Raw genomic sequence first — 14,217 nt, forward strand, 5'->3', positions numbered from 1 at the left:
GCTCAGGCCCGGAGCGGGACCGACCAGTGCAACTCGGTGCCGCGCGGTTCGGCACCGCGTACCTCGAAGGTGCCGGCGTGCCGTTCGGCGCGTTCGCGCAGGTTCACCAGCCCGCCCCGGGCGGCGGCCGGGTCGCAGCCCACTCCGTTGTCGGTGACGGTGACGCTGACCTGGGTGGCGTCGACGCGTACCGCCACCGACACCGCCGTGGCCTCGGCGTGGCGTACCGCGTTGGACAGCGCCTCGCGGAGCACGGCGGCGAGTTCGGGGCGCACCTCGTCCGGTACGGCGCTGTCGATCGGCCCGATCAGCTCCAGCCTCGGCCGGAAACCCAACGACTCGGCGGCGGCTTCCACCGCCTCGCGGATCTCGGTACGCAGCGCCGCGCTCATCGGGGTACGCAGCTCGAAGATGGTGCGGCGGATGTCCTTGATTGTGGTGTCCAGGTCGTCGACCGCGGCGTTGATCCGCTTGGCGACCTCCGGGCGCGCCGTCAACGGCACCGCGCTCTGCAGTTGCAGGCCGGTGGCGAACAACCGCTGGATCACCACGTCGTGCAGGTCCCGGGCGATCCGCTCGCGGTCCTCCAGAACCACCAGCTGCTCGCGTTCCTCCTGGCCACGGGCGCGTTCCATGGCCAGCGCCGCCTGACCGGCGAAGCTGCCCAGCAGGGTCACGTCGTCGTCGGTGGCACCGCCGTGGTCGGCGCTGTGCGCGATCACCAGCACGCCGTGCAGGGTGTCGGCGGTGGCCAGCGGAGAGATCACCGCCGGCCCGGTGTGCAGCACCGCCGGCCACGGCGCGGCGTGGGCCAGATCCTCCACCGAGTCGTGCCGGCCCGCCACGACCGGGCCGGCGAAGCTGGTGTCGGCGGCCGGCAGCACCGTGCCGACAAGCGCGCGAGCCTGGCTACCGACGCCGTCGACGACCTCGACGGTGAAATGGTCCGCATCCTCGTCGTAGAGCAGCACGAGGGCCAGCTCGGCCTCGGCGACCTCGCGGGCGCGACGCGCCACCAGGGTCAGCGCGTCGGTACGGCGCACCTCGCCGAGCAGCACCGAGGTGATCTCGGCGGTGGCGGAGAGCCAGCGTTCCCGCCGGTGGGCCAGCGCGTACAGCCGGGCGTTCTCGATCGCCACGCCGGCCGCTCCGGCGAGCGCGACGACGATCTCCTCGTCGTCCTCGGTGAACTCGGCGCCGCCCTGCTTCTCGGCGAGGTAGAGATTGCCGAAGACCTGGTCGCGGATGCGGACCGGCACCCCGAGGAAGGTGTGCATCGGCGGATGGTGCGGCGGGAAGCCGTACGAGTTCGGATGCTGGGTGATGTCCGGCATCCGTACCGGCTTCGGCTCGTCGATGAGCAGGCCGAGCACTCCCCGGCCGTGCGGCAGATCACCGATCTTCGCGTGCAGCTCGGGGGAGATGCCGTGGGTGATGAAGTCGTGCAGCATCCGGTCGGGGCCGATCACCCCGAGCGCGCCGTAGCGGGCACCGGCCAGGTCGCAGGCCGCCTGCACGATGCGCCGCAGGGTGCTGCGCAGATCCAGGTCGGTGCCGATGCCGACGACCGCGTCGAGTAGCGCCCGCAGTCGTTCCCGGCTGGTCACCACCTCGCCGACGCGATCCAGCATCTCCTGGAGCAGTTCGTCCAAACGGACTCGGGACAGCGGGCTCAGGCCGAGCGACGGTGGCTCGTGCCGGGGGTTGGGTGCACCGACGGTCACCCGGCGATGCTAGCCGGTGGCCGGCCGTGCGGGAATGTCCCGCCTCGCCGATCGCCGCCTGGACCTCGCCACGACACGGCACACCGCTAGGCGTCGCCGGACACGGCCGAGGTGTCCACCACCTGCTCGCGGGGCAGTCGCGGGGTGTGCGGTGGGCCGGCGTGGGCCGGGTCGGCGACCCCCAGGCGCAGACCGAGGTACGGATGGCCGAGCCCGGCGAGCATCTGGCGCAGGGTCTGCCGGGTGGCCGGCACCTCGACCACGCCGCTGAGCGGCACCATCGAGACACCCAGTCGGGTGGCGGCCAACCAGGCGGCCGACAGCGCCTCGCCGGCACGTAGCCAGTCGACCGGCTCGTCCTGGTCGCCGTAGAGCACCGCGTAGGACGCCGCCCGGTCGTGCCCCGGCCCGACCGGCAGGGTGCCGGGGCGACCGAAGTCCCGGCCCGGCACGGTGGTCTGCGTGGGCTGCTCCGGCAGCACCTCCGCGGTGAGCCCGGTGCCGCCGGCGCGGCTGGTCCAGTACTCCAGTTCCTCCCGCAGCTGGGAGTCCTCCGCCTCGACCGTGGCGGCGTGCGAGGCGGACGCGGCAAGTTGCAGCACCTGGTCGCGGTCGAGGATCTCCAACCGGGCACCCTCCCGGCCGGCGGCCGACGCGATGGCGCTCAACGAGTCGGCGGAGACCGGCTCGTCGCTGACCGGACGTCGGTCGGTGTGCCGCACCTGCATGCACTGCACCGACCGCATCGCGTCCGGGTCGGCGCCGGTGGCTCGTGGCTCGGTGAGCCGGGCGAGCAGGTCAGGGTCGCCCGGGTCGGGCATCCGCTGCACGCTTGTCGCCCATCCTTCGGCGGCCAACGCCAGCCGGGCATGGTGCAGCGCCGCACCGCAGCTGAGGGTGACCAGCTCGCCCTGCGGATCGGTGGCGGCCAGCCTGGTGTCGCGCACCATCCGCAGCTCCAACGCGTCGGGCAGCACCCGCCAGCGCCACGGCTGGCTGTTGTGCACCGACGGCGCATGACCGGCCATCGCGGCGGCCTCCGCGAGTGCGGTGGTCAGCGGGCGGTGGGTAGCCGGCGTCTGGTGGCTCATCCTCACGACCTTTCCGTCTCTGCCCCATGGTGCCGCACCTCGGTACGGCTGTGGGCGCGGTCCGGTTCATCGTGCGCCATCGGCCGGCGCCTCGCACGACCCGCACGTCCCGACCGGACGGGACCTGTGACCCGCGTTCCGCCCCGACCGCTCGACCCGGCTGAGACGATCCGCAGGTGAGGGAGCAGCGGTCGGCAGGTGACCGGGGCAACGGCGAGTGCCTGCCGGACCAGCCGGCGCGACCCGAATCCGAGGGATCAGGTCGGCGGCGTCGGAACTGGTGGCTGTGGACCCCGCTGGCCGGACTCACGCTGCTGGTGCTGGCCGGCGCGGCGGTGCGACTGGCCGGGCGTTCGGGCGCTGCCGACGCGCTGTGGGCGGTGGCCACCCTGGTCGCGTTGCTGCCGGCTGCCGCGTCGGTGCTGCGGGAGTTGCTGCGGCGACGGTTCGGCGTGGACGTGATCGCCGTGCTGGCGCTGGGCGGCGCACTTGTCGTCGGCGAGTACCTGGCCGGTGCGGTGGTCGCGGTGATGCTGGCCACCGGGCGGAGCTTGGAGTCGTACGCGCAGCGGCGGGCGACCCGGGACCTGCGGGCGCTGCTGGAGCGGGCACCGCGTACCGCGCGGCGGCGTACCGCCGACGGTGGCGTCGAGGTGGTGCCGGTGGACCGGGTGGCGGCCGGTGACCGGTTGCTTGTCGGCCCGGGTGACGTGGTCGCCGTCGACGGTGTCACCGAGACCGCCGCGACGTTGGACGAGTCGGTGGTCACCGGCGAGTCCCGGCTCGTCGAGCGGGTGGCCGGGGCCCGGGTGTCCAGCGGTGTGGTCAACGCCGGGGCCGCGTTCGGGCTGCGGGCCACGGAGAGCGCCGAGCGCAGCACGTACGCCGGGATCGTCCGGCTGGCGGAGGAGGCGACCGCGCGCAAGGCACCGACGGTACGGCTGGCCGACCGGTACGCCGCCGCCTTCGTGCCGTTCACACTGGTGCTGGCCGGGCTGGGCTGGGTGCTCTCCGGCGAGTTCCTCCGCGCGGTGGCGGTGCTGGTGGTGGCGACACCGTGTCCGTTGCTGCTGGCCACGCCGATCGCCATCGTCTCCGGGTTGTCCCGGGTGGCCCGGCGCGGGGTCCTGGTTCGCGACGGCGGTTCGCTGGAGGCCCTGGGGCGGGCGCGCACCGTGCTTGTCGACAAGACCGGCACGCTCACCGCCGGCCGTCCCCGGGTCGCCGACACCGTCGTGGCTCCCGGCGGTGACCCGGACGAGGTGCTGCGCGTGGCCGCCTCGGTGGAACAGTTGTCCTCACACGTGCTGGCGGCGGCGCTGGTGCGCGCCGCCGGTGAGCGCGGCCTGCGACTGGTCACCCCGGCGGAGGTGACCGAGGAGCCCGGCCGGGGGGTGAGCGGGCGGGTCGACGGGCGGCGGATCCGGGTCGGCCAGCTTCCCGGGACGTTGCCGGAGTGGGCCGAGCAGGCCAGCGACCGGGCCAGCGCGGCGGGACACTCGCTGGTCTGGGTGGCCGACGGGGCCGGGCCGCTCGGCGCCGTCCTGCTGGAGGATCCGGTACGCCCCGACGCCCGCCGGACCGTGGCGCGGCTGCGTGCCGTCGGGCTCACCCGGATCGTGATGGTCACCGGGGACCGGCCAGAGGATGCCCGCCGCGTCGCCGACGCGGTGGGCGTCGACGACGTGCTGGCCCGGTGCACCCCGCAGGAGAAGGTGAGCCGGGTTCGAGCCGAGGCGGGCCGGGCGGTGACGGTGATGGTCGGTGACGGGGTCAACGACGCTCCGGCGCTGGCGGCGGCGCATGTCGGCGTGGCGATGGGGGCCACCGGGGCGACCGCCTCGGCCGATGTCGCCGACGCGGTGCTGAGCGTCGACCGCCTCGATCCGCTCGCCGACGCGGTCGAGGTGGCCCGGTACGCCCGCCGGATCGCGGTGCAGAGCGCCACGGTGGGGATGGGGTTGGCGCTGCTCGCGATGGGATTCGCGGCGGCCGGTCGGCTGCCGCCGGTGGCGGGCGCGTTCCTTCAGGAGGGCATCGACGTACTGGTGATCCTCAACGCGCTGCGCGCGCTCCGGGGCGGGCGTCGTGGGCCGGCCTGACAGCGGCCGGCCCACGACGTACCTCAGCGTTCCCGGACCACCGCCACCGGGCAGTGGGCGTGCTGGAGGAGTTGCTGGCTGACCGAGCCGAGCAGCATGCCCCGCAACCCACCGCGCCCCCGGCTGCCGACGACGATCAGTTGTGCGTTGCGGCTGGCATCGATGAGCAGACCGGCCGGTGCGGCGGCGGCCGTCTCCACGGTCAGCTCGACGTCGGGGAAGCTGTCCTGCCAGCGATGCAACGCCTCGTCCAACTCGGCGCGCTGGTCGGCCAGCGCCGCGTCGCGGGCCTGCTCGCCACGCAAACTCCACTGATCACGTCGCGGCTGCCAGGCACGCACCACGTGCAGCGGCACCCGACGCAGGGCCGCCTGTTCGAAGGCGAAGCCGAGGGCCAGCAGCGAATGCTCCGAGCCGTCCACCCCGACCGCGACGTGCCCGGCCCGGTCGTTCTCGGCCGGTCGGCGACGGACCACCACCACCGGGCAGTGCGCGTGCGCGGTGACGTTGACCGCGGTCGAGCCGGCGAGCAGACCGGCGAAGCCGCCGTGCCCGCGGCTGCCCAGCACCAACAGGCCGGCCTGCGTCGAAGCCTCCTCCAGGATCAGGGCGGGCGGACCGTCCAGCACCTCGCCGCGTACGTCCAGGCCCGGGTGGGTGGCGGCGGCGTCCGCCGCGGCCTTGCCGACCAGCTCCTCGACCTGCCGGCGGGCCTGCTCGTCGGGCCACATGCCCGGCGTGACGCCCGGACCGACCCAGCCGGCCACGGTCAGCCATTCGAAGACGTACGCCAACCGGACCGGCCGGCCGTCGCGGCGGGCCTGATCCAGCGCCCACTCCAGCGCCGCCGCGGCGTCCGGCGAGCCGTCGTAGCCCACCAGGATCTCCGCGCCGCTGGCCGGCCCGGTGCTGTGCTCGCTCATCAGGGATACCTCCTCACCGGTTGGTCGGGTCTGTCTCGCGGACCCAGCGCCACTCGGCCACCCGGGGATCGTCCTCACCGAACCGGCGGGTGTAGTCGCGGGCCGACTGGCGCGCGTCGGTCATCTCCTGCCGCAGGTGCGCCGCGCGGGCGGCCAGCCCCGGTACCCGGTCGATCACGTCGATCACGAGGTGGAAGCGGTCCAGGTCGTTGAGCATCACCATGTCGAACGGCGTGGTGGTGGTGCCCTCCTCCTTGTACCCGCGTACGTGGAGGTTGTCGTGGTTGGTCCGGCGGTAGGTGAGTCGGTGGATCAGCCACGGGTAGCCGTGGTACGCGAAGATGATCGGCTTGTCGCGGGTGAACAGCGTGTCGAACTCGGAATCCGGCAGGCCGTGCGGGTGCTCGGCGGCCGGCTGGAGCCGCATCAGGTCGACGACGTTGATCACCCGGACCTTGAGTTCGGGCAGGTGCTGGTGCAGCAGGTCCGCGGCGGCGAGGGTCTCCAGCGTCGGCACGTCACCGGCGCAGGCGAGCACGACGTCCGGTTCGCTGCCGTCGTCGGTGCTGGCCCAGTCCCAGATGCCCACGCCGCGTCGGCAGTGCGCGATGGCCTCGTCCATGGTGAGCCAGCTGGGCGCGGGCTGCTTGCCGGCCACCACCACGTTGATGTAGTGGCGGCTGCGCAGGCAGTGATCCATGGTGGAGAGCAGGGTGTTGGCGTCCGGCGGCAGGTAGACCCGCACCACCTCGGCCTTCTTGTTCATCACGTGGTCGATGAAGCCCGGGTCCTGGTGGGAGAAACCGTTGTGGTCCTGCCGCCAGACGTGGCTGGAGAGCAGGTAGTTCAGCGAGGCGACCGGCTGCCGCCACGGAATGCCACGGGTGACCTTGAGCCATTTGGCGTGCTGGTTGACCATCGAGTCGACGATGTGGATGAACGCCTCGTAGCTGGTGAAGATGCCGTGCCGGCCGGTGAGCAGGTAGCCCTCCAGCCAACCCTGGCAGAGGTGCTCGGAGAGGACCTCCATCACCCGCCCGTCGGGGGAGAGGTGGTCGTCGCCGTCGACCCTGCCGGCCATCCAGGCCCGGCCGGTGACCTCGAAGGCCGCCTGGAGCCGGTTGGAGGCGACCTCGTCCGGGCCGAACAGCCGGAACGTCTGCGGGTTGGCAGTGATCACGTCCCGGACCCACTTGCCGAGTTCGCCGGTGGCGCTGGTGACCGTTTCGCCTGGCCGGGGCACCTCGACGGCGTAGTCGCGGAAGTCGGGCAGCACCAGATCGCGCAGCACCGAGCCGCCGTTGGCGACCGGGTTGGCGCTCATCCGTCGCGGTCCCCTGGGCGGCAGGTCGGCCACCTCGGCGACGGGCGCGCCGGTGGCGTCGAACAGCTCCTGCGGACGGTAGCTGCGCAGCCACCGTTCCAGCTCGGCCAGGTGCTCCGGGTTGCTGCGGACGGCGGAGAGCGGCACCTGGTGTGCGCGATAGGTGCCCTCCACCCGCTTGCCGTCGACGTCGCGTGGCCCGGTCCAGCCCTTCGGGGTACGCAGCACGATCATCGGCCAGCGCGGGCGTTCGACGGTCGCGCCGGAGCGGGCGTGGCGCTGGATCTCCGCGATCTCGTCCAGCGCCCGGTCCAGGGTGGCGGCCAGGCTCTGGTGCACCACGGCCGGATCGTCGCCGGCCACCACGTACGGCTGGTAGCCCTGGCCGCGCATCAGGTCGAGCAGGTCGGACTCGGGGATGCGGTCCAGCACCGTCGGGTTGGCGATCTTGTATCCGTTGAGGTGCAGGATGGGCAGCACCGCGCCGTCGCGGGCCGGGTTGAGGAACACGTTGGACAGCCAGCTGCCGGCCAGCGGGCCGGTCTCCGCCTCGCCGTCCCCGATCACGCAGGCGACCAGCAGGTCGGGGTTGTCGAAGGCGGCGCCGTAGGCGTGACTGAGCGCGTACCCCAGCTCGCCGCCCTCGTGGATCGAGCCCGGCACCTCCGCCGCGACGTGGCTCGGGATGCCGCCGGGGAAGGAGAACTGCCGGAACAGCCGGGCCATGCCGGCCTCGTCGCGACCGATGTCGTGGTACAGCTCGCTGTAGGTGCCTTCGAGCCAGGTGTTCGCCACCAGTGCCGGTCCGCCGTGACCGGGCCCGGTGATGTAGATGGCGCTGAGGTCCCGCGCCACGATGGCCCGGTTCAGGTGGGCGTAGATCAGGTTCAGCCCGGGGGAGGTGCCCCAGTGCCCGAGCAGGCGGGGCTTGACGTGCTCGGGGGTAAGCGGTTCACGCAACAGGGGATTGTCCAGCAGGTAGATCTGCCCGACGGTGAGGTAGTTCGCCGCCCGCCAGTAGGCGTCCAGCCGGCGCAGTTCGTCATCGGTCAGGGGGCTTCGCAGGTCTACAGCGGTGTCCATACTGCTTGAGCCTCTCGCGGGTCGGTGAATCCTGCATCCGCAACGCGCGGTTTCCTCTGTCAGCTTGGCCTAATCGGCGAATTTGGATCAGGGCCGTTGGTCCCGCCGGCCCGGGTGTCACGACCCGTCGGGGGCAGGTGTGTCGGTCACGCCGCGGATCACGAGCACCGGGGACGGGGCGTGGTAGAGCAGCGACTGGCTGACCGCGCCGAGCATCCCGCGCAACGGTTCCTCGCCCCGGGCGGCGACCACCACCAACTGTGCCGAGCGGGACTGGTCGACAAGTACGTCACCGGGTTCGCCCCGGATGACGTGGCACTCGACGGCGGCGTCGGGATGGCCGGCACGGTGGCGGGACACCATCTCGCTGAGCCGTTCGGTGGCCTCCTCGATGAACCCGTCGGAGTCGACCACCCAGACCGCAAGCAAGCGTGCCTTGTGCCGGGTGGCGCAGGTGAGGGCCCAACCCAGCGCGAGCTCGCCAGAGGCCGAACCGTCGACCCCGACCAGGACCGGGCCGGAGGGTGGGGGTTCCCGTCGGGCGACCAGCACCGGGCACTCGGCGCGGGCGGCCACCTGCACGGCGGGACTGTCCGCCGGGATGCAGCGGTCGCAGTGGGCCATCCCACCGTCGCCGACCACCACCAGGAAGGCGGTCTCCGACCTGCGGACGAGGTTCGCCACCGCCGAGCCTTCGGCGATCTCGGCGGTGACCGGCACGCCCGGCTCGTTCTCGTTGGCCGCCGCGGTCGCCTCGGCGATCAGCTGTTCGGCCTCGGCCCGGGAGCTGGAGACCGCCGGTGCGTCGAAGGCAGCCCAGTTGAAGGCGTGCAGCAGGTGCAGCCCGCGTCCGTGGGCGGCGGCGACCCGGGCGGCGAGGCGGGCTACCGGTTGGGCGTCCTCCGGACCGACGCCGACGAGCACCGGTGCGTCGCTGGCGGCGGCCATCCGCATCACCCCCGCAGCTGTGGCACCCAACCTGCGTCTCAGGCTAGTCGCGGTGGTACGCCCCGGGGGCCGGATCGTCCTACGCCCGGTGCTGTCGTGTCCGTGGGCGCGCGTTGTCGAGCTGAACCGTCTGTGCCCCGCACCGCCGAACAGCGGTGTGTCAACTCAGGTTGACGGACGTGCCGTGTCAATGTAGGTTGACACCATGAGTCAGGCAACGGAACTCGCAGCCGCGGCCGGCAGCACCGACCCCCGGGTCGGCCTGCGTGCCGTCCGCGCCCTGCGCCGGCTGCTCGAACGGCTTGAGGTGGTCCAGGTCGACAACGCCCGGCGACAGGGCTGGTCGTGGCAGGAGATCGCCGACGCGCTCGAGGTCAGCCGGCAGGCGGTGCACAAGAAACACGCCGGGCGACCGGCGGTCGAATCCTCCTGGGAGGCGTGATGTTCGAACGATTCACCGACCGTGCCCGTGCGGTCGTGCGGCGGGCACGCGAGGAGGCCCATGCCGAGGGCCAGCGGCCCGTCGGCACCGAGCACCTCCTGCTCGCCATCCTCTCCGACGGTGACGGCCTGGCTGTGCGGGTGCTCCGCGACGCGGGGGTCACCGCCGACGACCTGCGCGAGCGGATCCGCCGCCACACCGAGAGCGGCGGCAGTGGCCTGGGCGAGGCCGACGCGGCGGCACTGCGCGAGATCGGCATCGACCTCGCCGCCATCGTCGCCCGGATCGAGGAGTCGTTCGGTCCGGACGCCCTCCGCGAGGCGGTGCCGGCACCGCGCCGCCGATGGGGTCGGCGGCGGCCGACCGGCGGTCCGTTCTCGGACCGCGCGAAGAAGGCTCTGGAGCTGTCGCTGCGCGAGGCGTTACGGCTGCGCCACCGCCATATCGGCACCGAGCACCTCCTGCTCGGCCTGCTGCGGGAGGGCAACGGCCTCGCCGCACTGGCGCTCACCGAGGCCGGGGTCGACCTCGACGACGCCCGCCGCCGAATCGAGCTCGCCCTCCGCACCACCGCCTGACCCTCCCCGCCTCCCACAGCAGCCTCGCTGTCGCGATCTTGCAGTTTTGGTCGTTGTTATGCGGCTCTTGCGGCATATGTAACGACGGAAACTGCAAGATCGCCGGTGGAAGGTGATCGTTGGCGGGTGGGGGTGCGGGTTGGTGGGAGGTGAGTGGGGGGTGTCTTCCGGTGGTGGTTGGGTGAAACGTTGGCGTACGGCGGCGGTGGGGTGAATCGAGGCACAGCGGTGTCGGGTCGCTCAACCCGGCAGGGTGCTGCACACTGACGCCGTGGAAGCCGGACGGAACGAAGGACCGCTGCGCAGCGCGGTGGTGGTCAACCCGGTCAAGGTGACCGATCTCGACGCGTTGCGCCGTACCGTCGGCGACACGCTCGACGCGGCCGGCTGGCCGGAACCGCTGTGGTTCGAGACCACCCCCGACGACCCCGGTCGCGGCCAGACCGAGAAGGCCCTCGCCGCCGGGGTCGACGTGGTCTTCGCCTGCGGCGGCGACGGTACGGTGATGGCCTGCGTCGACGCCCTGGTCGGCACCGAGGTGGCGCTCGCCGTGCTGCCACAGGGGACCGGCAACCTGCTCGCGGCCAACCTGGGGCTCTCGGATGAACTGCCCGCCGGGCTGGCGGTGGCGATCGAGCGTGGTCGGCGGCTGCTCGACGTCGGTGAGGTGGACGGGCACCACTTCGCGGTGATGGCCGGCATGGGCTTCGACGCCCAGATGCTCGATGCCACCAGCGAGACGACCAAGCGCCGGATCGGCTGGCCCGCGTATGTGGTGGGGGCCGCGCGACACCTGCGGGACCGGCCGATGCGGGTGTCGATCCGGCTGGACGACCAGCCGCCGCTGCGCCGTCGCGCCCGTTCGGTGCTGGTCGCCAACGTCGGCCGGCTCCAGGGCGGGGTGACCCTGCTCACCGAGGCGGAGCCCGACGACGGATACCTCGACGTCGCCGTGCTCACTCCGCGCACGCTGCGGCACTGGCTCTCCCTCGGCTGGGCGGTGCTGCGCCGCCGTGACCGGGTGCCGCGGATGGAGGTGTACCGGGCCCGTCGAGTGGAGATAACCAGCAACCGGAGTCAGCCTCGGGAACTGGACGGCGACCTGATCGAGCCGGGCCGCGGGCTGCGGGTGCAGATTCGGCGGCGGGCGTTGTGGTTGTGCGTACCGCGACCGGAGCAGGCTCCCGACCTGGCCGAGGACGCGTCGGCCGCCGCCGAACGGGGCGAACACCTCGTCGAGGAGGGCCGAGGTGAGCGCGAGGAGTGAGCTGGCGAGCCCCGCAGTCGCGAACGAAGGGCGGGTTCGGTGAGCGCGAGGAGTGAGCTTGCGAGCCCCGCAGTCGCGAGCGAAGGGCGGGTTCGGTGAGCGCGAGGAGTGAGCTGGCGAGCCCCGCAGTCGCGAGCGAAGGGGTCGCACGGTGAGCAGCACCAAGATCGTGCCGGAGACCCGGCTGATGTCCGACGAGCAGCTCTGCGCCGACCACGCCTGGCAGACGCTGCGCCGGGAGGGCGGCTGGCACCTGTTGCGCGACGCGTTCACCCGGTTCCGCTACGGCGACGGGTTCAGTCACTCGCGGGCCTTCGCGTTCCAGCTCTGCCTTGCGGTGGTGCCGTTCCTGATCGCCCTCACCGGGCTGATCTCCGAACTGGGCGTGGCCGAGGGGGGCGAGGTGGTCGCCGACACGGTGCTGGCGCTGACCCCCGGCACCAGTGACCAGATGGTCGCCGAGTTGCTCGGCGGGGGCGACGACGCGGGCGCCGAGCGGGTCGAGGAGACCGGCGAGGTGGCGCTCACCCTCGGCCTGATCACCGGTCTGGTGGCGCTGACCAGCACGATGGCCCAGATCGAGCGGGGCGCCAACCGCATCTACGGCGTCGAGCGGGACCGGCCGGCCTTGTGGAAGTACCTGCGGGCGGCGGTGCTCGCCGTGAGCGCCGGCCTGCCGGCCCTCGCCGGGTTCCTCATCCTGGTCGGCGGTGGGCCGATGGGGGACTCGGTGGAACGCCACTACGCCTGGGGTGATGTCGCCGGCACGGGGTGGGATCTGGTGCGTTGGCCGCTCAGTCTCGGCCTGACGGTGCTCGCCGTCGCGGTGCTTTTCCGCCACGCGCCCCGGCGCCATCAGCCCGGCCTGTCCTGGTTGTTGTTCGGTGCCGGCATCGCCACCGCGCTGTGGTGGCTGGCCAGCCTGCTGCTCGCCGGCTATGTGCGGTTCAGTGAGGACTTCGGGCAGACCTACGGCGCGCTGGCCGGGATCATGGCGTTGCTGCTCTGGGCGAACCTCACCGGCATGGCGCTGTTCGGAGGGCTCTCGTTCGCGGCGCAACTCGAGGCGGTACGCATCGGCGTGCAGGAGCCGGCGAAGCCGGACCTGTGGGAGCCGAACGCGCAGCGGACCCCCGTGCACGACACCGGTGAGATGACCGCGCTCTGACCCAGAGTGCCGCCGGGTGTACCGCGGCGACGTACCGGGTACTGCGGCACGCCAGAAGCGAAGGAGGCTGCCGTGGGCGCGGTCAGGGACGTACTGCGACGACCCCTCGGACACTTCACCGAACGTACGCTCGCCGGTCTGGCGCTCGTGCTCGGTGCCGGGGTCGGCTTCGGGTTGCTGCTGGTGCTGGTCCGGGTACGGTGGTCGCCGCTGTACGACGTGGACCACGGTGTCGCCCAGTGGCTCAACGACCAGGTCGCGCCGATCGGGCCGTTGGTGACGGTGCTCAACGCCATCACCGACCTCGGTGGGCGTACGGTCATCATCTGGTTGGTGACCGTCGCCGTGGTCGGGTTGCTGATCCGTCGGCAGGGTCGCCTCGCGGTGTTCCTGATCGTCACCGGCGTGGGCGCGCTGATCCTCGACCCTTCGCTCAAGACGCTCGTCGACCGGTTGCGTCCCGAGGTGGACGTGTCGATCGGCGCGTACGCGGGGCAGAGCTTCCCCAGCGGCCACGCCCTCGGGTCGATGGTGGCCTACGGCGCGCTGCTGCTGGTGTTCCTGCCGGCGATGGCGCCCCGCTGGCGTCGGCCGGCGATGGCCCTGGTCGCCACCGTCGTGTTCCTGATCGGGTTCACCCGGGTCGCGCTCGGCGTGCACTTCCTCTCCGATGTGCTCGGTGCCTGGCTGCTCGGCGCGGCCTGGCTGGGCGTCACCGCGTACGCCTTCCGGTTGTGGCGGTTGGAGCGGGGGCGGCCCGCGGCGCCACTGACCGAGGGGTTGGAGCCGGAGGCCGGGCACGAGGTGGCGCCCGCGCCGGACGAGGAGAGGTTGCTGCCGCACGCCCGGGCCGGCGTCGCCGAGATCATCGTCGGCTGGGTGCTGGTGTTCGGCGCCCTCTACGGGTTCGGCATGTTCGTCAGCTACTACGCCGACAACACCTTCCTGGCCCGCCTCGACGAGACGGTGCCCACCTGGTTCGCCGAGCGCCGTACCGCCTCGCTCGACGATTTCAGCTGGTGGTGGAGCAAGGTCGGGGACACCCACGCCATCATGGCGATCTCGCTTGTCTTCTGCCCGCTGGTGCTGGCGATCTGGCGGCGTTGGCGGCCGGTGCTGTTCGTGGCGTTGACCATGTTCGGCGAGCTGACCCTCTTCCTGGCCAGCGCGGCGGCGGTGGACCGGCCGCGCCCGCCGGTGGAGAACCTGGACGGTCCGATGCCGACCTCGTCGTTCCCGTCCGGGCACATCGCGGCCAGCCTCTGCATCTGGGTCGCGATCGCCGTCATCGTCCTCCCTCGGACCGACCGGTGGTGGCGGTGGGTCTTCGTGGCGCTCGCCGTGGTGATGCCGGTCGGGGTGGCGGTCTCCCGGATGTACCGGGGCATGCACCACCCGACGGACTTCATGGGCGCGATCCTGCTCACCACGCTGTGGATCGGGCTGTTGTACTGGGTGGTGCGCCCCAACGAGGACGTCCGGCAGGGCAACCGACCGGCCATCGAATCGGAGGACGTGGACACCCTTGACGACGAGCTGGCCCGGGCCGGCCGGCCGGGCTGAGCCT

At 72.5% G+C, this 14,217-nt stretch carries 11 protein-coding genes; 6 read left to right on the forward strand and 5 right to left on the reverse strand.

The features are described 5' to 3' along the window. Positions 1-2: 2 nt before the first annotated feature. Both AB0J93_RS03040 and AB0J93_RS03045 read right to left on the reverse strand, forming a co-directional pair. On the reverse strand, positions 3-1,676 hold the full coding sequence (locus AB0J93_RS03040) for a GAF domain-containing sensor histidine kinase (protein ID WP_363917715.1): 1,674 nt from the start codon (positions 1,674-1,676) through the stop codon (positions 3-5). A gap of 134 nt (positions 1,677-1,810) precedes the next feature. After that, positions 1,811-2,815, reverse strand: coding sequence for a nitroreductase family protein (locus AB0J93_RS03045; RefSeq protein ID WP_363917520.1), 1,005 nt, complete (start codon positions 2,813-2,815; stop codon positions 1,811-1,813). A 176-nt stretch (positions 2,816-2,991) separates the two neighbouring features. On the opposite strand from AB0J93_RS03045, the gene AB0J93_RS03050 reads away from it, so the two are divergent. Then, entirely contained in the window at positions 2,992-4,917 is a 1,926-nt protein-coding gene (locus tag AB0J93_RS03050; RefSeq protein WP_363917522.1) for a heavy metal translocating P-type ATPase, read from the forward strand. Positions 4,918-4,940: 23 nt separating this feature from the next. Here the strand turns inward: AB0J93_RS03050 and AB0J93_RS03055 are convergent, their stop codons facing one another. The 3 genes from AB0J93_RS03055 to AB0J93_RS03065 all read right to left on the reverse strand — a co-directional run bounded on the left by AB0J93_RS03055 (position 4,941) and on the right by AB0J93_RS03065 (position 9,195). Next, positions 4,941-5,840 (reverse strand): universal stress protein, encoded by a 900-nt coding sequence (locus AB0J93_RS03055; protein ID WP_363917523.1) that lies wholly within the window; start codon positions 5,838-5,840, stop codon positions 4,941-4,943. 13 nt (positions 5,841-5,853) lie between these two features. Then, on the reverse strand, positions 5,854-8,247 hold the full coding sequence (locus tag AB0J93_RS03060) for a phosphoketolase family protein (protein WP_363917524.1): 2,394 nt from the start codon (positions 8,245-8,247) through the stop codon (positions 5,854-5,856). 117 nt (positions 8,248-8,364) lie between these two features. Further along, the gene (locus AB0J93_RS03065) at positions 8,365-9,195 is read right to left on the reverse strand and encodes a universal stress protein (RefSeq protein ID WP_363917526.1); all 831 of its coding nucleotides are present in this window, start codon (positions 9,193-9,195) and stop codon (positions 8,365-8,367) included. Between the two features lie 205 nt (positions 9,196-9,400). Between AB0J93_RS03065 and AB0J93_RS03070 the strand changes: the two genes are divergently transcribed. From AB0J93_RS03070 to AB0J93_RS03090, 5 genes are all read left to right on the forward strand, one after another. After that, positions 9,401-9,637, forward strand: a complete 237-nt coding sequence (locus tag AB0J93_RS03070; protein ID WP_013732409.1) for an HTH domain-containing protein — start codon at positions 9,401-9,403, stop codon at positions 9,635-9,637. Continuing rightward, positions 9,637-10,215 carry a Clp protease N-terminal domain-containing protein gene (locus tag AB0J93_RS03075; protein WP_363917528.1) on the forward strand — a complete coding sequence of 193 codons (579 nt, stop codon included), beginning with the start codon at positions 9,637-9,639 and terminating at the stop codon, positions 10,213-10,215. Before AB0J93_RS03070 ends, AB0J93_RS03075 begins: the two co-directional genes overlap by 1 nt. A gap of 271 nt (positions 10,216-10,486) precedes the next feature. Next, positions 10,487-11,482: a diacylglycerol kinase family protein gene (locus tag AB0J93_RS03080; protein ID WP_363917530.1), complete on the forward strand. Its 996-nt coding sequence runs from the start codon at positions 10,487-10,489 to the stop codon at positions 11,480-11,482. Positions 11,483-11,633: 151 nt separating this feature from the next. Beyond that, on the forward strand, positions 11,634-12,650 hold the full coding sequence (locus tag AB0J93_RS03085) for a YihY/virulence factor BrkB family protein (RefSeq protein ID WP_363917532.1): 1,017 nt from the start codon (positions 11,634-11,636) through the stop codon (positions 12,648-12,650). 72 nt (positions 12,651-12,722) lie between these two features. After that, positions 12,723-14,213 carry a phosphatase PAP2 family protein gene (locus AB0J93_RS03090; protein ID WP_363917534.1) on the forward strand — a complete coding sequence of 497 codons (1,491 nt, stop codon included), beginning with the start codon at positions 12,723-12,725 and terminating at the stop codon, positions 14,211-14,213. Positions 14,214-14,217 lie beyond the last annotated feature (4 nt).

The organism is Micromonospora sp. NPDC049374 (assembly GCF_040677165.1).
In the GTDB taxonomy this organism is placed as follows: domain Bacteria; phylum Actinomycetota; class Actinomycetes; order Mycobacteriales; family Micromonosporaceae; genus Micromonospora.

Coding starts and splice junctions, on each gene's coding strand:
- AB0J93_RS03060 (WP_363917524.1), bottom strand. CDS start 8,247: ATGGACACCGCTGTAGACCTGCGAAGCCCCCTGACCGATGACGAACTG.
- AB0J93_RS03070 (WP_013732409.1), top strand. CDS start 9,401: ATGAGTCAGGCAACGGAACTCGCAGCCGCGGCCGGCAGCACCGACCCC.
- AB0J93_RS03055 (WP_363917523.1), bottom strand. CDS start 5,840: ATGAGCGAGCACAGCACCGGGCCGGCCAGCGGCGCGGAGATCCTGGTG.
- AB0J93_RS03065 (WP_363917526.1), bottom strand. CDS start 9,195: ATGGCCGCCGCCAGCGACGCACCGGTGCTCGTCGGCGTCGGTCCGGAG.
- AB0J93_RS03075 (WP_363917528.1), top strand. CDS start 9,637: ATGTTCGAACGATTCACCGACCGTGCCCGTGCGGTCGTGCGGCGGGCA.
- AB0J93_RS03045 (WP_363917520.1), bottom strand. CDS start 2,815: ATGAGCCACCAGACGCCGGCTACCCACCGCCCGCTGACCACCGCACTC.